A 20,283-nucleotide genomic window follows, 5' to 3' on the forward strand; every position below is an offset into this window, starting at 1 on the left:
CGCCAGGCTTTAAATTTAGACTTAGGTCTAACCAGTGCGGAGCGGTAGTTCAGTTGGTTAGAATACCGGCCTGTCACGCCGGGGGTCGCGGGTTCGAGTCCCGTCCGCTCCGCCACTTATTTGAAAGCCCTGCTAGAAATAGCAGGGCTTTTGTCGTTTTAGAGTCTGTCATTTTCCCTTCCAAGAGAAGTCATACCAATCTGGAAAATTAACTGGTCAGGTCTATCCATCTTCTCGAGCATATTTTGGAGACTCTTTTGGATCAATTCAAAACCGATTCTATGCATCGTAGACTTTGAAGGTGATGTCGTCGTAATCCGTAAAAGATTGGTTGGCTAAATAGCGTTGCCTCAATCAACGCCATACTTGTTCGATAGGGTTTAGCTCTGGAGTATCGGGTGAAAGTTTGATGACACTGACATTCTTAAAGTCATGGGCAATTTCTTCTGTATGCCATCCTGCACCATCCATTACAACGACGACGTGACGTCCCTCCTCCGTGACTGCCAATATTTTTTTAAGTGCTCTATCAGATGTCTTTATTAACCCAAGGGACAATGATAGCCTCACCAATTCCTCTTCTGCGACAGACTGAACCGAACATATAAACATACACAAATTGTTATTGCTTCACGGCTCTTGGGTGAGTTGCTTTTTCAGTCCATAAGCGTGTTGTAGTGTTTTGTTGCCCAAATCTGGCTTTGTCCTGAAACCAGACATCAACACACTCTAAAGCTATATGTTCTGGGATCTTAAGGATCGTTTCGATTTTGATTTTTTCAAATCCTCTTGTGTTTGTTGATATTGTTTGGGGTGTTTGAGCTGGAAGTTATCTATGAAAAGCCCATGTGGTCGAGCAGGAAATAGATAGAATAAGGGGGCTCTTCTTATGCTTGGCTTTTCTTGCCGTTCTTCAAGAAAGCTTTGGACCAACTTATTGACACTGGTCCGGCTTACTTTGAGAAACTTGGCGATTTGTGTGCGTGAATCTCCATCATTTGAAATGAGCAAGGGCCAGCAGTCTCATTTTTATCTGAATGGATTTTTGCTGACTTGCGAGCTTTTTAAAGTCGATATTAAGGATGGAATGATGGTGGTTTAGGTCGATAAATAGCGAACACATATAGAGCATTTTTTACTAATAGTTATAAGGCTTTTAGATAGGTGAGTTTTTAGCGATGTTATTGTGGTCAGAAAGGGGGAACTTATATTTAAGAAACCCTTTGTATTTTTAAGTGACCGGCTTGATAAAGCTTAAGATCTGGCAGGTTTTCGTAAGCTAGGGTGACTTGATTGCGTCCTGAGTGCTTTGAATAGTACATCGCTTTATCGGCCTCGATTAGAAGCTTTTTTGCGTTGGATTGTTGTGAATTCAACTCTGCTACACCAATACTAACAGTGGTCGTAATTTCAACGTCATCGACATGACAGATCGTTGCTTGTATAGCTTGGCGGATGCGTTCAGCTACTTCATACGCTTGAATCGCATTCGTATCTGTTAAGATTACTGCGAACTCTTCTCCTCCCAATCGACCTATAAAGTCGCTGCCACGAATGACTCCTTGGCAAACGTGAGCAATGCGAGTGATAACATGATCACCAGAAAAATGGCCAACTCTATCATTAATATCTTTGAAGTGATCAATATCGATCATCAAGCATGAAAGTGTTTTAGAACGTTTTGTATGTTGAATGATCGCATTATCTAAATTGGAGATAAACGCCCGACGGTTGAGAAGACCAGTAAGTGCATCAGTTTCTGATAATTGTTTAAGGCGTTGTTCTAGCAAATGAGTCTTGGTGATATCACGTACAGACCAGATCACCAGTTTGTTTGCATTTTCAGGAGCGTTAACTGGTTTGATAATCGCCTCAAACCACATTTCTTCTGGATTTTCCAACGCTTCTAGCTCTTCTATAGGCAGGAGTAGGTGGTCATGCAGAGAAAGGTTGTATTTCACGACTTTCGTTTCGTTATCTTGCATAACGTCAAAAATAAACCCCATGAGTTCATCTGCTTTGGTTGGGGAAAGGACATCGCTAAGCTGTAAGCCAGTGTAGCGTTCTGCGTTGAACGTTTTGGAGTGGTGGGTACCACCAAAGCTTTCAATATAGCGCCCGCTTTCGTCTAGGATAAACACATGATCCGGTAGGGTGTTTAAAATGGCTTCTAACCATGTTTCCCTTTCTTTATAAATCATGTGGTTACTTTCCTTCTTCTCGGCAAGTAGCCGATTATATAGGTTTGTATTGATGACACAATCAATATGGATCACATAATGGTTTATCGATTCAGCTAATCTGTGTGTGTTAGCTTTTGAGCTGTTTGAGTGAAATTTTTATAGCACTTTGTTTCGTGCGGGTGTAGGCTCTTGCCTGTATATTTTTGAGACAAAAAATTCATGTTATATCTCTTGTTTAAAAACTTCGTAAGAAGGCTGAACTCCGTGCATAAAACGCGATGAAGTGTTGCTCGGAGTCATAAATTATCTTCATCAGATGTGGAAATACGTGCACAGCTAAGCTGGAAAATGCGTAGGTTGTATTACATCTGAGTAAAGACAAGAGACCGCCGGTGATACATCATCACCGGCTTTTTTGTATCTGAAGTTTGAAATCAGATATGAAGTTACCCATAGTTGAAATAGGGGCCGGTATGTAAGTACCGGCCCTTTTTATTTGGTAAAAAACATGAGTGTGTTACACGTTAAAAATATGTCCTATCAGGTTGTTGATCATCACCTATATAGCCATTCCCACTTTACTATTCATGCTGGAGAGCATGTAGGAATCACCGGTGTAAACGGAGTAGGAAAAAGTACGTTGTTAAAGTTGCTTGTTGGTGAAGTTTCTGCCGATGAGGGAGATATTCATTGGCAGCCAAACTTAGAGATTGGCTATCTTGATCAACATCTTGTGGTAGATAAAACTCAAACGATTAGAGGATGTTTACAATCGGCATTTAATGAGTTGTTTGAAGCTGAACGTGAATTATTTTCTTTGTATCAAGAGATGGCTGAATCTGCATCGCCTTCTTTGCTTCGCCGAGTTGCTAAGTTACAAACGGAATTGGAAGCCCAAGGCTTTTACGCCTTACATGCCCAAATTGAAAGTGTATCCGCAGGGCTTGGTATACAGCAGTTGGGACTGGATACTCTAATGAGTGCGTTAAGTGGTGGGCAACGCCGTAAGGTTTTATTAGCGCGCTTATTGTTGCGTGAACCAGACGTCTTATTGTTAGATGAGCCGACTAACTATCTTGATGCAACTCATATTGAGTGGTTGAAGAATTATCTCAATGCTTATGTAGGAACCGTACTATTGGTGTCTCATGATGTGAGTTTCCTGAATGCGGTTACTACCTGTATCTGTGATATCGACTATCAAAAAATCCAGAAATACACCGGCTCATACCACAAAGCAATGGCGCAAAAGCGACACAACAATTCGCTGTTGGAAAAAGAGTACCACGCACAGCAAGCTGAGATTAAGAAACTGGAACAGTTTATTGCGAAAAATGGCGCAGGTGTGAATGCGAGCATTGCGAAGGGACGTAAGAAGCAATTGGATAAAATTGAAAGGGTTCAGTTGCATAAAACAGATGCTGTGACTGAATTTGATTTTTCTTATGCGCCTATTGGACATCAAAGTGTTGTTAGCGCCGAAGCGTTGAGCATTGGTTATCAAACGCCTTTACTGTCACCGATTGATATCACTGTCGCGCGAGGAGACAAGTTGGTGATTGAGGGCTTTAATGGCGTAGGGAAGTCGACATTGCTCAAAACGCTAATGGGGGAGGTGCTTCCACTCTCTGGTGAAATGACGTTTGCACAAGGTCTTAAGATCGGTTACTTCGCTCAAGACCTATCTTGGCGTCATCCGGATCATACACCGGAGCAAGAGGTGTGTGCGGTCGATTCTTCAATCAATAGTAAATCGGCTCGTAAGCTGTTAGCACGCTTCGGGATAAAGGGTGATAAAGCACAACGTCGCTTAGAGGCGTTGAGTGGTGGAGAGCAAACTCGCGTTAAGCTTTGTTGTTTAGCAACACGAGGCTGCAATGTACTCATTCTCGATGAGCCAACTACGCATCTTGATACCAGCAGTAAAGATGCGTTGAAGCAGGCGCTACAACGTTTTGCGGGCAGTGTCATCTTGGTTTCACACGAGAAGGCATTTATCCAAGATTGGCCAGACAGAATCGTCGATATCGCGACCTTAGCGGAGATTTCTTTGCAAGCGGAGGTTGAAGCATGATTCAGTCGATAGCGTTGTTCCTTATTGCATTTCTGGTAGGTGCTGACGAATTGCTGCTTGGCTCAATTTTAGAACCTATCGGAGGTGATCTTGGTGTTCCACCGAGCCAGGTGACACTCTTTATTACGGCGTATAGTCTAGCGATTGCGTTTTGTGCGCCTTATTTAGGGCGTTGGTCGGATCGAGTAGGGCGTCTTCGCCTTATGCTGCCTGCTTGTTTCGTTTTTGGCATCTCCTCGATTCTGACTGGCTTGGTTAGCCAGTTTGAATGGGCTTTAGTCACTCGTGTTGTTACAGGCATTGCTAGCGCAGGAATGCTGCCAATCGCATTTGCGTTGGCTGGTGATGAAAAAGGTGGGCGCTCGATGCGGCAGATTGTGATGGTGCAAGCTGGATTGACATTAGGCATGATAACCAGCCCTGCTATCGGCGCACTGATCACTCAACTCTTATCATGGCGAGCTGCTTTTATCATTTTAGGGATGGCGGCACTTGCTGTTGGGGCCTTAGTTTGGGGATGCATGAGAGAGCCTCACGATCAGAACGAGCGGTTAATGACATTACCTCCCGTTATAGAGGCATTTCGCCTTCCTGGAGCGTTGGGTGCGATTGCTGCTATGTGTTTTGGCTTAGGTGGTGGTATTGGTGTGTTCAATCTCATTGGGCTCAATATGCGAGATGTCGCGGGAGTGTCGATAAGTTGGATTGGCATGATGTACGCAGCTTTAGGAATCGTGAGTGTTCTTGGAAATCTACTCACGACTCGAGCTTCTCATCGCCTTGGAAGTGGGCGAGCTGTAATGCGTATTGCGCTTGTGGTGTGCATGCCATGTAGCATCTGGGTATTTGCGTGTGGTGCGAGCCAATTCGTGGCCTATCTTCCCATATTGGCAATTTGGTCGTTGGCAGGCGGTATAGGCTCTCCGGCTCTACAGGCTTATATAGCGAGCTTATCGGATGAATATCGAGGAGTTCTAATGTCATCTGCGATGAGCATGATGCACTTTGGCGTCGCAATTTGGTCTGCGCTTGCTGGATTTGCCTATGATGTAGGGAGTGAATGGGTCGCTGTATTGGCCGTATTACTCTTTGGCTTCGCTATCGCAGCATTGAAGCCCATTCAGGAAACGGAGCAACTCCAGCGCTACTCATAAAAGAGTGTGAATCGCGTGATGCGAAAGTGTCACGCGTGTTTCTTCACTAATATTTTTAGATCAGTAGATAAAGAAAAGCCGCTACCCAAAGGTAACGGCTTGTTCCAAATACTTTTGAAATCCGGTCTTAGTTCATGCCGTATTTCTTAAGTTTCTTGCGAAGAGTACCGCGGTTGATACCCATCATAGTTGCTGCGCGAGTTTGGTTACCGCGAGTGTACTGCATGATAGTATCTAATAGTGGCTGTTCAACTTCAGCTAGAACTAATTCGTATAGTTCTGTTACTTCCTGGCCATTTAGTTGAGCAAGGTAGTTTTTAAGAGACGCTTTAACAGAGTCACGTAAAGGCTTTTGAGTAATCTGGTCTTGTGACGTTACTGTAGTTACTGTTAATGCTTCTGAAGTCAGATTTTGTTCGAACATATTCGGTCTAGCTCTTCTCTTAATTATGATGCAACGTTATCAAAATAACCTTCTAGCGCTTCAATTTGCAGCGGAGCTGCGTCGATAGCGTTGAAGGTACGGCGAAACTCACTCGCCTGTTCATGTTCTTTCAGATACCAACCTACGTGCTTACGCGCGATACGTGGACCTAAATACTCGCCATAAAATTCATGAAGAGCATTCACATGACCAAGCATAATGGCTTTCACTTCCTGAGTGGGAAGCTCATCCATTGTGGTGCCGTTTTCCAAATAGTGATGGATTTCCTGGAAAATCCAAGGACGACCCTGGGCAGGGCGTCCAATCATTAAAGCGTCCGCACCGGTGTACTCCAGTACAAATTTGGCTTTCTCCGGGCTATCGATATCACCGTTCGCGATAACCGGAATTGAAATCGCCTCTTTTACCGCTTTAATGCTGTCGTATTCGGCCTCACCTTTGTACATACACGCTTTTGTTCTGCCATGCAGAGCAAGAGCTTGTATGCCGCAGTCTTCGGCTAATTTAGCGATTTGGACACAGTTTTTGTTGTCTGTATCCCAGCCTGTTCGGGTCTTTAACGTTACAGGAACGTCTACCGCATTCACTACCGCTTTCAAAATCTCTTCGATAATGGTTGGGTATTGAAGCAGTGCAGAGCCCGCCAGCTTCTTATTCACTTTTTTTGCCGGGCAGCCCATGTTGATGTCGATGATTTGCGCACCGTTTTCAACACTGAATTGAGCTGCATCTGCCATAAGCTGTGGATCGGAACCGGCAATTTGTACAGAGCGAATGCCCGATTCGCCTTCATGTACCATGCGCTGTTTCGACTTCGACGTTTTCCATAGTTTTGGGTTGGCGGACATCATTTCACTGACGGCCATGCCCGCACCATAACGAAGACACAACTCGCGGAACGGTCTATCCGTTACACCAGCCATAGGGGCTACGATTAGATTGTTCTTAAGTTGGTAGTTTCCGATTTTCAAAACGTCATCACAGTTCTGTGCCAGCAAGGGCGCGCATTTTACGCATTTTTTCACTGCGTGAAAAGACTAATATTTGAGCATTTACAAATTGTTTTTGTAAATTGTATGAATTTCAAACAATTAGCCCTGAAAACCTTGTCTAGCCTTGCTTACGACCAGAGATGCGACACCATTCGCTTTGCTCAACGATAGGGTCAATGTGAAGCTCATCACGGTAATAGCTTGCAACATCTTCCGCTTGCGTGTCCAAAACACCAGACATTGCTAGGGCGCCATTTGGCTTAACTAGGCCTTTAATGATTGGTGCAAGTTCACGTAGTGGGCCAGCAAGAATGTTAGCAACAACCACGTCTGCAATCAGACCTTCTGGTTGGTTTTGAGGAAGGTATACTTCTAGTTTGTCGGCAACGCCGTTACGCTCTGCGTTGTCTTTTGATGCAAGTAGCGCTTGAGGATCAATGTCGATCCCGATAACTTTTTCTGCACCCAGTTTGATCGCTGCGATCGCAAGAATGCCTGAGCCACAGCCGAAGTCGATAACGGTTTTACCGCTTAAGTCCATGCTTTCTAGCCACTCAAGACAAAGTGCGGTTGTTGGGTGAGTACCAGTACCGAATGCAAGACCTGGATCCAGCATTACGTTGACAGCGTCTGGTTCTGGCACTTCACGCCAGCTTGGGCAAATCCATAGGCGCTCACCAAATTTCATTGGGTGGAAGTTTTCCATCCACTCGCGTTCCCAGTCTTTGTCTTCAAGCTGTTCAACTTTGTAAGCAAAATTTTCTGCTAGCATATTGCTTGCTTTGATTTGGTCGATGATGAAGTTGGTATCGGCTTCTGCATCGTACAGTGCCAGAATGTCAGTATCGCCCCATAAGCGAGTCTCGCCAGGTAGAGGTTCGAATACAGGTGTATCCTGCGCGTCTAAGAAAGTTACAGACAGCGCACCAGTCTCTTCCATTAGCATGTCGCCGATTTGCTCGGCGTTTTCATTGGTCGCGTTGAGTTTGATTTGAATCCAAGGCATTTGTTTTTGCTCTTAAAGTGAATGAAGTGGCGCAGAGTTTACCAGAACTCTGCGATTTGTTTGAGTATAGACTTTATACAAAACAAAAATGCCCACAGATGTGGGCATTTATTTAGAGGTTCGCTGAGGCTTATTGTAGGCCTAGTTTCTTCTCTAGGTAGTGAATGTTCGCACCGCCGTGTTGGAAGTTTTCATCATTCATGATTGACACTTGCAGTGGCACGTTAGTTTTAATGCCTTCGATGATCATCTCACCCAGTGCATTTTTCATACGTGCAATCGCTACGTCACGGTTTTCACCGTAAGTGATCAGCTTACCGATCATTGAGTCGTAGTGAGGTGGTACTGTGTAACCAGAGTAGATGTGCGATTCCCAACGAACACCCATGCCGCCTGGCGCGTGGAAGCGTTGAATCTTACCTGGAGATGGTAGGAAGCGCTCTGGGTCTTCTGCGTTGATACGACACTCAATCGCATGGCCGCGGATCTTGATGTCATCTTGAGTGAATGACAGTGGTTGACCTGCTGCTACGCGAAGCTGTTCTTTGATTAGGTCGATACCGGTAACCATTTCTGTTACTGGGTGTTCTACCTGAATACGAGTGTTCATTTCGATGAAGTAGAATTCACCGTTCTCGTATAGGAATTCGAATGTACCTGCGCCGCGGTAACCGATTTCAACACATGCACGAGTACAACGTTCGCCGATGTACTTACGCATCTCTTCAGTGATGCCAGGAGCTGGAGCTTCTTCCACTACTTTTTGGTGACGACGCTGCATAGAACAGTCACGTTCACCTAGGTGGATTGCACCGCCTTGACCATCAGCAATAACTTGTACTTCAACGTGACGTGGGTTTTCTAGGAATTTCTCCATGTAAACTATGTCGTTGTTGAATGCTGCTTTTGCTTCTGCACGAGTCATAGCAATAGCTTGAACGAGGTCTTTTTCTGCACGAACTACGCGCATACCACGACCGCCGCCGCCGCCAGATGCTTTGATGATAACAGGGTAGCCGATACGCTTAGCGTGAGCTTTGTTCTTGTCTTCGTCGTTATCTAGTGGACCGTCTGAGCCAGGTACACATGGAACGCCCGCTTTTTTCATTGCGGTGATCGCTGATACTTTGTCGCCCATCATGCGGATAGTGTCCGCTTTTGGACCAACGAAGATGAAACCACTGCGCTCAACTTGCTCTGCGAAGTCAGCGTTTTCTGACAAGAAGCCGTAACCTGGGTGGATAGCTACCGCGCCAGTTACTTCTGCTGCAGAAATGATGCGTGGGATGTTTAGGTAGCTGTCGATACCACGAGCAGGGCCGATACACACGGTTTCATCTGCAAGTAGTACGTGCTTAAGATCGCGGTCAGCTGTTGAGTGAACAGCAACGGTCTTAATACCTAGTTCTTTACAAGCGCGAAGAATACGAAGTGCAATTTCACCTCGGTTCGCGATGACTACTTTGTCTAGCATAAGGCAAGCCTCGCTTATTCGATTACAACTAGAGGTTGGTCGAATTCAACTGGTTGGCCGTCTTCAACTAGGATTGCAGTAACAACGCCAGATTTGTCCGCTTCGATTTGGTTCATCATCTTCATTGCTTCAACGATACATAGCGTGTCGCCAGCGTTAACTTTTTGGCCCACTTCTACGAATGATTTCGCATCAGGACTTGGAGAGCGGTAGAAAGTACCAACCATTGGAGAAAGAACTTGGTGACCTGCAGGTACCGCTGCTGCTGGAGCTTCAGCTGCTGGCGCGTCTGCTACAGGTGCTGCTACTGGAGCAGGTGCTGCTACTGGAGCCGCTGCGTAGTGAACTGGTGCTGGAGCTGCTGTGCCGTGACGACTGATGCGTACTGACTCTTCACCTTCAGAAATCTCTAGCTCAGCAATGCCAGACTCTTCAACTAACTCGATTAGCTTCTTGATTTTACGAATATCCATCTTTTCTTTCTCTTTTATCTTGTGATTAAGACAACCCCTGTGGGGTTGCAGAGTGTTAGGGTTACTTTGCCTGTAGCTTGTTAATCGCGGCAGACAGAGCGAATTCATAACCTTGTGCGCCTAAACCGCAGATCACGCCTTCTGCCTTATCAGACAGGTAAGAGTGATGACGAAACGGCTCACGTGCATGCACGTTCGATAGGTGCACCTCGATAAATGGGATGGCCACGCCAAGTAATGCATCTCGCAGTGCTACACTGGCGTGAGTGAAAGCAGCTGGATTGATGATGATGAAATCAATCTTGCCGTAAGCGGCATGAATGGCTTCAATCAGTTCGTACTCACGATTTGATTGTAGGTGTTCCAGTTCCACCCCTGCGTTGTGCGCTTGTTCAGTCAAAGCGTCCACAATTTGTGCTAGGGTGTTGTTACCATAGTGTGTCGGTTCACGCAGACCTAATAGGTTAAGATTTGGTCCGTTTAGAACAAGAATCCGTGACTTTGCAGACATTATGTTGCTATCTTCCCTTATCGTGAGTGGAACGTTTATATTCCCAAATATACGATAATTCAGCACGATTTTTTTGTTAAAACCGAGCAAATTTTAAAAAATCGACCAAGATTATAGCTAATTCATAGCAATTAGCAGCAATTTACTGGTCTAATCTCCCAATTGCCCGCTTCGTTTCTGTAACCAAGTTAACAAAAACAACATAATCACCATATCTATGTTGTGGTTAATTTGCGCCCAAAAGCAAAAAACCGCCATGCAAAGATGACGGTTTTCGTTCACTGTTTAAAGCAGGCTGGCGAGCTTATACCAGTTCTGCTTTTTCGGCGATGAGTTTGTCTACTACACTTGGATCGGCAAGCGTTGAAGTATCGCCTAGGTTGCTTGTATCACCTGTCGCAATCTTACGCAGAATACGACGCATGATCTTACCTGAACGAGTCTTTGGTAGAGAGTCTGTCCAGTGCAGTACGTCAGGCGTTGCAATTGGACCAATCTCTTTACGCACCCAATCTTTCACTTCTTTGTGCAACTCTGCGGATGGGAACTCGCCATCGTTGAGCGTGATGTAGGCGTAGATCGCTTGGCCTTTGATGTCGTGTGGAATACCAACAATCGCGGCTTCGGCAATTTTATGATGCGCGACTAGCGCAGATTCAATTTCAGCGGTGCCCATACGGTGTCCAGACACGTTCAGTACGTCATCGACGCGGCCAGTGATCCAGTAGTAGCCGTCTTCGTCGCGACGCGCGCCGTCACTGGTGAAGTACATACCCTTAAAGGTTGAGAAGTAGGTTTGTTCGAAGCGTTCATGGTCGCCGTAAACCGTACGCATCTGACCTGGCCATGAATCAAGAATTACCAAGTTACCTTCAGCCACGGTGTCTTCAAGGATATTACCCATGTTATCAACCAGCGCAGGTTGTACGCCGAAGAATGGGCGAGTTGCTGAACCTGGTTTGAGATCTGTCGCGCCCGGAAGTGGAGCGATCAAGATGCCGCCGGTTTCCGTTTGCCACCAAGTGTCGACGATAGGTGAATTTTCGTTACCGATCGTTTTGTAGTACCACTCCCATGCCTCTGGGTTGATTGGTTCGCCCACTGAGCCCATGATGCGAAGGCTTGAGCGAGACGTGCCAGCAACCGCTTCGTTGCCTTTTGCCATCAGCGCACGAATAGCTGTTGGTGCGGTGTACAGAATGTTCACTTGATGCTTATCGACCACTTCGCTCATACGGCTTGTGTTCGGGTAGTTTGGTACACCTTCGAACAGGATTGTTTTCGCGCCGTTCGCAAGTGGTCCGTAGATAAGGTACGTGTGGCCAGTAATCCAGCCTACGTCTGCGGTACACCAGAAGGTTTCACCTGGTTGGTAATCGAAGACGTATTTAAACGTCATGGCCGCATAAACAAGGTAGCCACCTGTGGTGTGAAGTACGCCTTTTGGTTTGCCTGTCGAGCCAGATGTGTAAAGGATGAACAGTGGGTCTTCGGCTTTCATCTCTTCTGGTGGACAAACATCAGATACTTTTGCGGTTGCTTCGTGCCACCAAACGTCACGATGCTCATGCCAATCTACATTGCCGCCTGTGCGTTTTAGTACCACAACCTTGCTGATGGTTTTTACTTCTGGATTAGTGAGTGCTTCGTCCACGTTCTTTTTCAGCGGAACGGCACGTCCACCGCGCACACCTTCGTCCGCAGTGATCACAACTTTCGCGTCAGAGTCGATGATACGACCAGACAGTGCTTCTGGTGAGAAACCACCAAACACCACGGTATGCACCGCGCCGATGCGTGTACACGCCAGCATAGCGATAGCTGCTTCTGGCACCATTGGCATGTATAAACACACCACGTCGCCTTTGCGCACGCCTTGGTCTTTTAATGCGTTAGAGAACTTGCACACTTCTTTGTGCAGTTCGTTGAAAGTCAGCGTTTTGTCGTCTGCTGGATCATCGCCTTCCCAGATGATCGCTACGTCGTCGCCGTGTTCTGCGAGATGACGGTCGATACAGTTTGCAGATACGTTCAGTGTGCCATCTTCAAACCAGCGAATGTCAACGTGGCCGGTGTCGAATGAGGTGCTTTTTACTTTGGTGAAAGGTTTGATCCAATCAACGATTTTGCCGTGCTCGTTCCAGAAGCCCTCTGGATCGGTGACCGACTGCTGATACATGGCTAGGTAGGTATCATTATCCGCGTGTGTATGAGTTTTAATATTTTCTTTTACCGGATAAACGTGGGCTTCGCTCATGGCTTCTCTCCTTGTGCCTTAATTCTCGGCCTTACACCAATCTACTTAAGATTCTGAATATGTATTTTTGTAGGGCTGTCTTTTGGTTCTTAAATACTCAGTCGTCCTAGAACGACGTTGTGCCTATAACTGTCAGTCACAGCGCGTATTTCCACAATTAGACTTTAGGATGAGACAGAGGGGTGTGCCGGAAAATGCTTGAAATAAAAGTAATTATGGGAGCTAGGTCAACAGGATTTATGTGTATGGCGCGGTGAGATTTGGCAGATCGCCTTTGGTGAGGCGCACAAAAACCAAGGCGGCAGAAATCGCATCTTGCAGCGCGTCGTGTTTATCTTGAATGGGCAGTTCAAGGTGCTTGCAAATCGCATCCAGACTTAAGTCGAAGTAGGCATTGGGTAAATGCCGTTCTAATTTGTCGTGATAAATCTGGCTGACTTCAATCAATGGGTTTGGCAGTGGGAAGCCGAGTTGCCTTTGGCAGGCAAGGTCGAGAATTTTTTTGTCATAGCGAATGTGATATCCGACTAAAGGACGGTTGCCGATGAACGTGAGCAGTTTCAGCAACGCTTCTTTCTCGCTGATACCATCAGCCAGATCTTGGTGGCGAATTTTATGAATTTTCACTGACCCAGAATCTAACGATTGGGGTGCACGTAAGCGTACTTCAAAAGGCTGACTGGTGAGGATGCGGTTGTCGATGATCTTGGTTGCTGCGATGGTGACCAACTCAGCACGGTTTGGATCAAGGCTGGTGGTCTCACAATCTAGAGACACAAACTCGGTTTTGTGTGGCGCACAAAACAGCGACTGATAAGGCGAGCCTTTCAGTTTGTAATGCCAATATTTGCGTTGTAACCAGTTCATCCTCTACGCCTCATTTTGACTTGTGTAAGCGCTTAATCGCGGATTTGATAGTGGAAGCCCAAGAACTGCTTAAACTTCTTCACCACATGCAAGCTATGACGCAGCAAGTCACGCTCGGTTCGGTCTAACTGTTTGATATCAATGTTGTTAAGTGTTTCTTGTTTACTCAATTGCTGATTAAGGCGAATCTTAAAGAACAGCTTCAACGCTTCGTTTAAGTTGTCTGCGGTCTCAGGTTCTAAGATGCGTTTTTTTCTTAGTGCTTCGATGCGTTCAAAGGTGTTTTTTTCTTCAATCGCATATTCCAACGACAAGGTGCGAATACCATGCACGATAGGGAAGATGCCACCACGTTTGATATCCAAGCCATCCTTGGCACTTTTTACGTTGCCAAACAGAGTAAGGGGCACAGAAAATTGCAAAGCAGGGCGCGTGAAATCCGACAAAACCAGCATGCGATCTTTCATGCTGTCTCTGAGGTGATTTGCTATTGGGGTGAGAAGCTCTCGATTCCCTGCTACTGCATGTGCGTCACTGAAAATCGCCAAGTCCATGATTGGTTCAGGCTCCGCCTTCGCAATCCAATGATCTAAGGTGTGGATCCACTCTTGCTGTGTTTTGACCCATTTCGGGTTGTTGACCATCACTTTTCCGGGGCAGAGTGGGTAACCAAGCTGCTGCAGAGTATGGGTAAATGATTGCATCACTTGTTCGCAATGCGGCCATTCTAGCCCGTCTTCAATAATGAGCGCGTTGTCTTGGTCGGTTTTAAGAATTTGCTCGCCACGCCCTTCTGAGCCCAGCACGATCAAACAACAGTGGTCGTGCAAAGCGGGTGGCACCACCAGTTCAAAGGCTTTTTCGATAATTTGTTCGTTTACCGCAGAGATGAGCTCCATGATGAAGCGAGTGCGGATGCCGTTTCTCAGCAAGCTTTCTACCAGTTGACGTTGACGGTTTGAGGCCAACGCCAGTTCTTCTACGCTGCTTGCTCGTGCAATGCTGAGTGTTAACACGTGGGAATGCGTCGAGAACGCGCTGAGAATTTGTGTCATGTCGAGCATGCCCACCGCGCGATTGCCTTCGCAGACCATCAAACGCTTCATGCGATTACGTGTCATGGTGATCATGGCGTTAAACAGAAAATCCCCGTCATCAACATGGTAGACAGGGAAAGTTGCGATCTCACCTACAGGTGTGTCCACGGCGCAATTATCCAACATAACCGAGTGCAGCATGTTGGTACGAGTCACGATGGCGTACGAGTGAGCTGACGGCCATTTTTCCAATCGCGGGTCGTCGTCATGGAGCTGAACCAATGCAGCATCGATGCCGTTATCTTTTAGAGTTCGAGTTACCTCGTTGATTGGCGTTTCTGGCGCGAGGATCATCGGCGGATGATAAATGCTGTTATCGACTTTGGCCAGAATGAATTCGGCCAAGTTTTGCTGTTGCTGCGCGGCTTCGATGAGTTCTTGTCGTTTGGATAAGTTGTTGTCGAAGTAAGCTGCGAACTGGCCATTCTCGTTATAAAGCTCGAGAAAAACGTCTTTTGGCAGCAAGTACGAAAGGGTGTCTTCCAGCGCGATGTATTGATGTCGAACGCATTCTTCAAACAGTGAACGCACATCAAACATGTCGTCATTAGCGTAGTGAGCGAACACTTCGGATTGGTCTTTGGAACGTTCTTCGACTGCGCCTTTGATCAATATGTGCAAGTGAGGGTTGGTCTGCCCGCTAGACAAAATGACATCTCGAGTTCGATAGTACGCCACATCTAAGGACGAGCGTAGCCGAGTTTGCTGAGCATCGGTCAGACGATCGAACGGGGGAGATTGCATATTAAATTTGTCAGGCATGGAGACACCTAAAATTGGGAGGAACACAGTATAAGTCTGACAAATTTCTTGCCGTAAGCCAGACGACTTTGGTCTAAACCGCTGGACATTGATGGGCGAATTTGGCGCATCAAAAGTCAGAATGACATCGAGGAAACGGTAAGTTGCCTATTCTTCCCTTTTTCTAATACGCATAGCGATCCATAATCCACGGTTCGAGCGATGGTGTTCCCGTTTTAGGATATTAGTAATGTTGAAACCTTCTCCGTATGGCTGGATTTCCCAGTACTTTCTCGGATTCTTTTTTGCGTATGGCGTTTACCTGCCATTTTGGTCGTTGTGGTTTAAAGAACAGGGTGTTTCTTCCACGGACATTGGTTTACTGGTTGGTTTAGGTTTGGCGACACGCTGCGTGGCTAACCTCATCATTACCCCTCGTGTACACCGAGTTGAACATCTAATGCCAACGTTGCGTTGGTTGAGCTTTGCTGCCCTCATTTTTGTTGGTTTCCACTTTTTTACGGGCGGCAGTTTTTGGCTCATGGCATTGGCAACGGTGTTGTTTAACTTGTGTTGTGGTCCGGTAGTACCGCTATCAGACGCGATGGCAAACTACTACGCTCGCTTGAAAATGTTGGATTACGGTCGCACGCGTTTGTGGGGGTCTATAGCCTTCATTGCGGGTTCAACGGTGGTGGGTTTCCTTGTCGCAGAATTTGGCTCGGATATGATTCTGTACACCGCGATGGTGGGGGTGTTCTTTTCATTGCTTTTCGCGATGCGTAGCATCAATCCAATGCCTGTCACTCGCGGTGACCAGCATGCTGAACGTCCGAAATTATCCGCACTGCTTACCGATAAATCAGTGGTGAAGTTCTTGGTTTTGGTGTCACTTATCCAAGGTAGCCATGCGGCGTACTACGGCTTTAGTGCCATTCACTGGAAAGCGGCGGGTCACTCAGAAGACGTGATCGGCTACTTGTGGAGTCTAGGCGTTGCGGCAGAAGTGGCTGTGTTTGCATTGAGCAAGCGTCTGTTTGCTGGTTGGGCGCTGCGCACGCTGTTTATTGTCGCAGCTTGTGGTGTGATGATGCGTTGGGGCATGACCGCTGCAACAACGTCTATCGTTGCGTTGGTTATCGTGCAACTTCTGCACGGTGTGACATTCGCGACGGCGCACATTGCGGCCATTCAATACATCCAAAACTCTGAAGAGAACAAAATGGTGGCGTTGCAAGCGCTATACAACGCGATCCCGCTTGGCGCATTTATCGCGCTGATGACGGTGCTCAGTGGTTGGGGTTACGAGCACTGGGGCGCGCTGGTGTTCTGGGGCATGGCGGCAATGGGCCTATTGGCGCTGTTCATCAAATTGGACCCTCAAGAGCCTAGCCACAACGTGGTGGATGTGTCTGAAAAGGCACTTGAAACACAGAATTAGACTTCTGTGACAAAGGTTAAAAACTAATCTTTGTCTCCATTGTGAAAGCAGTGTTAAATGAAACCTCTCCCTCAAGGAGAGGTTTTTTATTTTCTGTAAGAAAAGCTAGAAAGGATATCGGATGCAAGGATGGCTGGTGGTTCCCGTTTCTTTGGCGTACTTGGGAGCCCTATTTATAATCGCGTGGTACGGAGACATACAGAAGCGCTGGCTCGCCCGTTGGCGACCGTGGATTTATAGCCTCTCGATTGCGGTGTACTGTACCTCGTGGACCTTCTACGGCACGGTCGGACAGGCGAGCAGCAATCCTTGGTCTTTCTTGCCCATCTATATCGCGCCGATTTTGGTGTTTACCATCGGATGGCGGGTTCTGGCTCGACTCATTCTGATCGCGAAGCGCGAACACATCACTTCCATCGCTGATTTTATTGGTGCCCGTTACGGAAAATCGCAAGGTTTGGCGGTGGTCGTCACATTGATTGCGGTGGCAGGGATCTTACCTTATATCGCCTTGCAGTTACGTGGCATCACCATGGGGTTGGAGATCATCGCCCCGGAATTGGCGACCGATTTTGGTTATCAGAATGACAGCGTGTCTTGGTTTGTGGTGGTGGCACTGGCCATTTTTACCATGTTGTTTGGTACTCGCCATATTGATAACACCGAGCATCACCGTGGGATGATGATGGCGATCGCGTTCGAATCCATCATCAAATTGCTGGCGTTTTTGGTGGTGGGGATTTTCATTGTCTGGCTGGCGATGAGCACGGAAAACTTGAGCCTGATTGAAGTGGCTTCTGAAACCTACCAGTCGCCAAACATTCCAACCTTATTGATTCATACTGTGCTGACCATGTTGGCAATTGTCTGTTTGCCGCGCCAGTTTCACACCATGGTGGTGGAAAATGAACGTGCGCAAGACTTGCATGTCGCGCGTTGGTTGTTCCCGCTGTATCTGATTTTGATGGGCGTATTTGTGTTGCCAATCGCGTGGGTCGGGCAAGGGTTATTGAGCGGAACATCTGCCGATACTTACGTGATCAGTGTGCCGATGGCGGTGGGGGCAAGCGAGATTGCGCTACTGGCGTTTTTGGGCGGTACCTCGGCGGCGAGCGGTATGGTGATTGTATCAACCATTGCTTTGGCGATCATGGTATCGAACGACTTAGTGATGCCGCTGATATTACGCCGAATGCGCTTGGCGCAGCGCAACCATCACCATTTCTCGGAGCTTTTGTTGCGTATTCGCCGCGCTCTAATTCTGATTTTGTTGATTGGTGCATGGGGATTTTATCAGGCCTTAGATAGTATCCACTCACTCTCTGCGATAGGTTTTCTCTCGTTTGCAGCCATTACCCAGTTTGCCCCTGCATTGATTGGCGGTATGTATTGGCGTCAGGGTAACAAGAAAGGCGTTTATGTTGGCCTCGCGGTCGGTTTTACGATTTGGTTGATTACCTTAATGAGCCAAACCGACATGTTGGCTGGTAATGCCAGCAACAACTTTTTGATTTGGTTAATCACGCCGCCAGAGATGCTGTCGGGCTTCGACATTGCAATTTCGGATTGGGGCATGATCATGAGTGTGGTGGCGAACGCGGTGTGTTTTGTCGCGGTGTCTCTGGCGACGCGTCCAAGCCTAAGTGAGCGCTTACAGTCGGCGTCTTTTGTCGGAACACCGCTGCCTGAAAGCGAAAACATCAGCTTGTATCAAAGTCGTGTTACCGTGGCTGAGCTGGAAATGCTTGCCTCGCGCTTTGTTGGCCGCACTCGGGTGAAAGTGGCTTTCCAAGCCTATTGGAGCCAGCAGCGAGAGGAGTTGTTACCGAACCAACAAGCGCCGTCTTCGTTGATTCGTCACACTGAACGCGTATTGGCTGGGGTGTTTGGTGCCTCTTCCGCTAAGTTAGTACTCACTTCTGCGTTGCAAGGCAGGAATATGCAGCTTGAAGAAGTCGCAACCATTGTTGATGAAGCTTCCGAGCTGTACGACTTTAGCCGCGGGTTACTCCAAGGGGCGATAGAACATATCGGCCAAGGGATTGCGGTGGTCGACAAACAACTGCGGCTGGTGGCGTGGAACCAGCGTTACCTAGAGCTGTTTGTATTCCCACCCGGATTAATTCAAGTTGGCAGACCGATTGCTGATGTGATTCGCCACAATGCTGAGCAAGGTTTGTGTGGCCCCGGCGATCCAGAAGACCACGTACGCCGCCGCGTGTATCATCTTGAGCAAGGCACGCGACATACCTCTTCCCGTGTGCGTCCTGATGGACGAGTGATTGAAGTGCAGGGCAACCCGATGCCCGGCGGTGGTTTTGTAATGAGCTTTACGGACATCACCGTATTCCGCGATGCCGAGCAAGCGCTGAAAGACGCCAATGAAACGTTAGAAGAACGAGTACGCGCGCGCACTAGAGAGTTGGAGCAACTCAACAAGCAGTTGGTGGCAGCGACGCAGCGTTCGGATTTGGAATCGAAATCGAAATCGCGTTTTTTAGCGGCCGTGAGTCACGACTTGATGCAGCCGCTCAATGCCGCCCGTTTGTTTGCGTCTTCACTTTCTGAAGTAGCCAAAGACAGCGAAACCCGCAAGTTGTCGGCACACATCGAAAGTGCGTTAGGCGCGGCGGAAGATTTGATCGGAGATTTGCTGGATATTTCGCGTTTGGAATCGGGTAAGTTGGAAGTCAATGTGCATGGCTTCGCGGTCAACGATGTTCTGGCGAACCTCAATGCGGAATTCAGCGCATTGGCTAAACAACAGGGGATCGAGTTCACTATGATCCCATCTTCTCTAATGGTGAAATCGGACCCTAAATTACTGCGTCGTGTGGTACAGAATTTCCTCACCAATGCCTTCCGTTACAGCCCAAATGGTAAAGTCGCTCTGGGAGTGCGCCGAGTTCAAGGACGTGTTCGCATTGATGTGTGGGATAACGGCATGGGCATCGAGGAAGAAAAACAGCAGGAAATTTTCGAGGAGTTTAATCGCGGAACGCAAGTGCGCTCCGATCAAGGTTTGGGATTAGGCTTGGCGATTTCCAAAGGGATTGCGCAGGTGTTGGGGCACGAAATTTCAATGCGTTCGTGGTTTGGCAAAGGCAGCGTGTTCTCAATAACGTTGGATAAGGCTCATCACGTTCAGCCACACCCTGCGAAAGTCGATACCAGTCCTCAATCTGAGTTGTGCCACTTGCGAATTTTGTGTGTCGATAACGAACCTGACATTTTGGTCGGAATGGAAAATCTGCTCTCTCGTTGGGGGTGTGACATACGGGTTGCGACGGATCTCGTCGAAAGCTTACAAGCGCTCGAAGGCGATTGGGTGCCAGACGTCATTTTCTCTGATTATCGATTGGATAACGGACGTACGGGGTTAGAAGTGTTGCAACAGTGTCGTTTGCGTCTAGGGAATCGTTTTGAAGGGGTGATCATCAGTGCTGACCGTACTGACGATATGATGGAAGGCATCAAAGCGAACGGTTTCAGCTTTATTGCCAAACCAGTTAAGCCACTTAAATTGCGCTCGGTGCTCAATCGAGTCGCGTAGCTTCGGTAAGTTGAA

Annotated in this window: 15 protein-coding genes and 1 tRNA gene; 5 read left to right on the top strand and 11 right to left on the bottom strand. The window is 47.3% G+C overall.

The features are described from left to right. The first annotated feature begins 38 nt into the window (after positions 1-38). A tRNA-Asp gene (locus NL646_RS19245) sits at positions 39-115 on the top strand. Between the two features lie 239 nt (positions 116-354). Here the strand turns inward: NL646_RS19245 and NL646_RS19250 are convergent. Both NL646_RS19250 and NL646_RS19255 read right to left on the bottom strand, forming a co-directional pair. Then, entirely contained in the window at positions 355-510 is a 156-nt protein-coding gene (locus NL646_RS19250) for a transposase (RefSeq protein WP_140254110.1), read from the bottom strand. Positions 511-1,211: 701 nt separating this feature from the next. Then, positions 1,212-2,201: a sensor domain-containing diguanylate cyclase gene (locus NL646_RS19255; RefSeq protein ID WP_021453592.1), complete on the bottom strand. Its 990-nt coding sequence runs from the start codon at positions 2,199-2,201 to the stop codon at positions 1,212-1,214. 490 nt (positions 2,202-2,691) lie between these two features. On the opposite strand from NL646_RS19255, the gene NL646_RS19260 reads away from it, so the two are divergent. Both NL646_RS19260 and NL646_RS19265 read left to right on the top strand, forming a co-directional pair. Then, positions 2,692-4,257 carry an ABC-F family ATP-binding cassette domain-containing protein gene (locus tag NL646_RS19260; RefSeq protein ID WP_253664568.1) on the top strand — a complete coding sequence of 522 codons (1,566 nt, stop codon included), beginning with the start codon at positions 2,692-2,694 and terminating at the stop codon, positions 4,255-4,257. Next, positions 4,254-5,411, top strand: coding sequence for an MFS transporter (locus NL646_RS19265; RefSeq protein ID WP_029833000.1), 1,158 nt, complete (start codon positions 4,254-4,256; stop codon positions 5,409-5,411). Before NL646_RS19260 ends, NL646_RS19265 begins: the two co-directional genes overlap by 4 nt. Positions 5,412-5,538: 127 nt before the next feature. Here NL646_RS19265 and fis read toward each other — a convergent pair whose 3' ends face one another. The 9 genes from fis to NL646_RS19310 form a co-directional block, all read right to left on the bottom strand. Continuing rightward, positions 5,539-5,835: a DNA-binding transcriptional regulator Fis gene (fis, locus tag NL646_RS19270; protein ID WP_000462885.1), complete on the bottom strand. Its 297-nt coding sequence runs from the start codon at positions 5,833-5,835 to the stop codon at positions 5,539-5,541. A 23-nt stretch (positions 5,836-5,858) separates the two neighbouring features. After that, on the bottom strand, positions 5,859-6,827 hold the full coding sequence (gene dusB, locus NL646_RS19275; protein ID WP_005496441.1) for a tRNA dihydrouridine synthase DusB: 969 nt from the start codon (positions 6,825-6,827) through the stop codon (positions 5,859-5,861). A gap of 139 nt (positions 6,828-6,966) precedes the next feature. Next, entirely contained in the window at positions 6,967-7,854 is an 888-nt protein-coding gene (gene prmA / locus NL646_RS19280; protein WP_005459549.1) for a 50S ribosomal protein L11 methyltransferase, read from the bottom strand. Between the two features lie 130 nt (positions 7,855-7,984). After that, positions 7,985-9,328, bottom strand: a complete 1,344-nt coding sequence (gene accC, locus NL646_RS19285) for an acetyl-CoA carboxylase biotin carboxylase subunit (RefSeq protein ID WP_005459551.1) — start codon at positions 9,326-9,328, stop codon at positions 7,985-7,987. A 14-nt stretch (positions 9,329-9,342) separates the two neighbouring features. Next, positions 9,343-9,801, bottom strand: a complete 459-nt coding sequence (gene accB / locus NL646_RS19290) for an acetyl-CoA carboxylase biotin carboxyl carrier protein (RefSeq protein ID WP_005459553.1) — start codon at positions 9,799-9,801, stop codon at positions 9,343-9,345. A gap of 61 nt (positions 9,802-9,862) precedes the next feature. Further along, positions 9,863-10,312, bottom strand: a complete 450-nt coding sequence (gene aroQ / locus NL646_RS19295) for a type II 3-dehydroquinate dehydratase (RefSeq protein WP_253664569.1) — start codon at positions 10,310-10,312, stop codon at positions 9,863-9,865. A gap of 304 nt (positions 10,313-10,616) precedes the next feature. Further along, positions 10,617-12,569 carry an acetate--CoA ligase gene (acs, locus tag NL646_RS19300; protein ID WP_005458005.1) on the bottom strand — a complete coding sequence of 651 codons (1,953 nt, stop codon included), beginning with the start codon at positions 12,567-12,569 and terminating at the stop codon, positions 10,617-10,619. A 237-nt stretch (positions 12,570-12,806) separates the two neighbouring features. Continuing rightward, positions 12,807-13,436: a 3'-5' exonuclease gene (locus NL646_RS19305; protein ID WP_021449808.1), complete on the bottom strand. Its 630-nt coding sequence runs from the start codon at positions 13,434-13,436 to the stop codon at positions 12,807-12,809. A gap of 32 nt (positions 13,437-13,468) precedes the next feature. Further along, positions 13,469-15,295 (bottom strand): DUF294 nucleotidyltransferase-like domain-containing protein, encoded by a 1,827-nt coding sequence (locus NL646_RS19310; RefSeq protein WP_253664570.1) that lies wholly within the window; start codon positions 15,293-15,295, stop codon positions 13,469-13,471. A 229-nt stretch (positions 15,296-15,524) separates the two neighbouring features. Between NL646_RS19310 and NL646_RS19315 the strand changes: the two genes are divergently transcribed. Continuing rightward, a complete protein-coding gene (locus NL646_RS19315) occupies positions 15,525-16,715 on the top strand; it encodes a 3-phenylpropionate MFS transporter (protein WP_253664571.1) in 1,191 nt (396 codons plus the stop codon). A gap of 121 nt (positions 16,716-16,836) precedes the next feature. Beyond that, entirely contained in the window at positions 16,837-20,268 is a 3,432-nt protein-coding gene (locus NL646_RS19320; protein WP_193263389.1) for a PAS domain-containing hybrid sensor histidine kinase/response regulator, read from the top strand. Positions 20,269-20,283 lie beyond the last annotated feature (15 nt).

Origin of the sequence: Vibrio sp. Y20_XG_PY13, assembly GCF_024181925.1 — a bacterium.
Classification (GTDB): domain Bacteria; phylum Pseudomonadota; class Gammaproteobacteria; order Enterobacterales; family Vibrionaceae; genus Vibrio; species Vibrio parahaemolyticus.

What these genes read in the sequence shown, in the direction of transcription:
- NL646_RS19305 (WP_021449808.1), bottom strand. Translation starts at nt 13,436, where the DNA reads ATGAACTGGTTACAACGCAAATATTGGCATTACAAACTGAAAGGCTCG.
- NL646_RS19315 (WP_253664571.1), top strand. Translation starts at nt 15,525, where the DNA reads ATGTTGAAACCTTCTCCGTATGGCTGGATTTCCCAGTACTTTCTCGGA.
- NL646_RS19265 (WP_029833000.1), top strand. Translation starts at nt 4,254, where the DNA reads ATGATTCAGTCGATAGCGTTGTTCCTTATTGCATTTCTGGTAGGTGCT.
- prmA (WP_005459549.1), bottom strand. Translation starts at nt 7,854, where the DNA reads ATGCCTTGGATTCAAATCAAACTCAACGCGACCAATGAAAACGCCGAG.
- accC (WP_005459551.1), bottom strand. Translation starts at nt 9,328, where the DNA reads ATGCTAGACAAAGTAGTCATCGCGAACCGAGGTGAAATTGCACTTCGT.
- fis (WP_000462885.1), bottom strand. Translation starts at nt 5,835, where the DNA reads ATGTTCGAACAAAATCTGACTTCAGAAGCATTAACAGTAACTACAGTA.
- NL646_RS19320 (WP_193263389.1), top strand. Translation starts at nt 16,837, where the DNA reads ATGCAAGGATGGCTGGTGGTTCCCGTTTCTTTGGCGTACTTGGGAGCC.
- NL646_RS19310 (WP_253664570.1), bottom strand. Translation starts at nt 15,295, where the DNA reads ATGCCTGACAAATTTAATATGCAATCTCCCCCGTTCGATCGTCTGACC.
- NL646_RS19260 (WP_253664568.1), top strand. Translation starts at nt 2,692, where the DNA reads ATGAGTGTGTTACACGTTAAAAATATGTCCTATCAGGTTGTTGATCAT.
- NL646_RS19255 (WP_021453592.1), bottom strand. Translation starts at nt 2,201, where the DNA reads ATGATTTATAAAGAAAGGGAAACATGGTTAGAAGCCATTTTAAACACC.
- aroQ (WP_253664569.1), bottom strand. Translation starts at nt 10,312, where the DNA reads ATGTCTGCAAAGTCACGGATTCTTGTTCTAAACGGACCAAATCTTAAC.
- acs (WP_005458005.1), bottom strand. Translation starts at nt 12,569, where the DNA reads ATGAGCGAAGCCCACGTTTATCCGGTAAAAGAAAATATTAAAACTCAT.
- accB (WP_005459553.1), bottom strand. Translation starts at nt 9,801, where the DNA reads ATGGATATTCGTAAAATCAAGAAGCTAATCGAGTTAGTTGAAGAGTCT.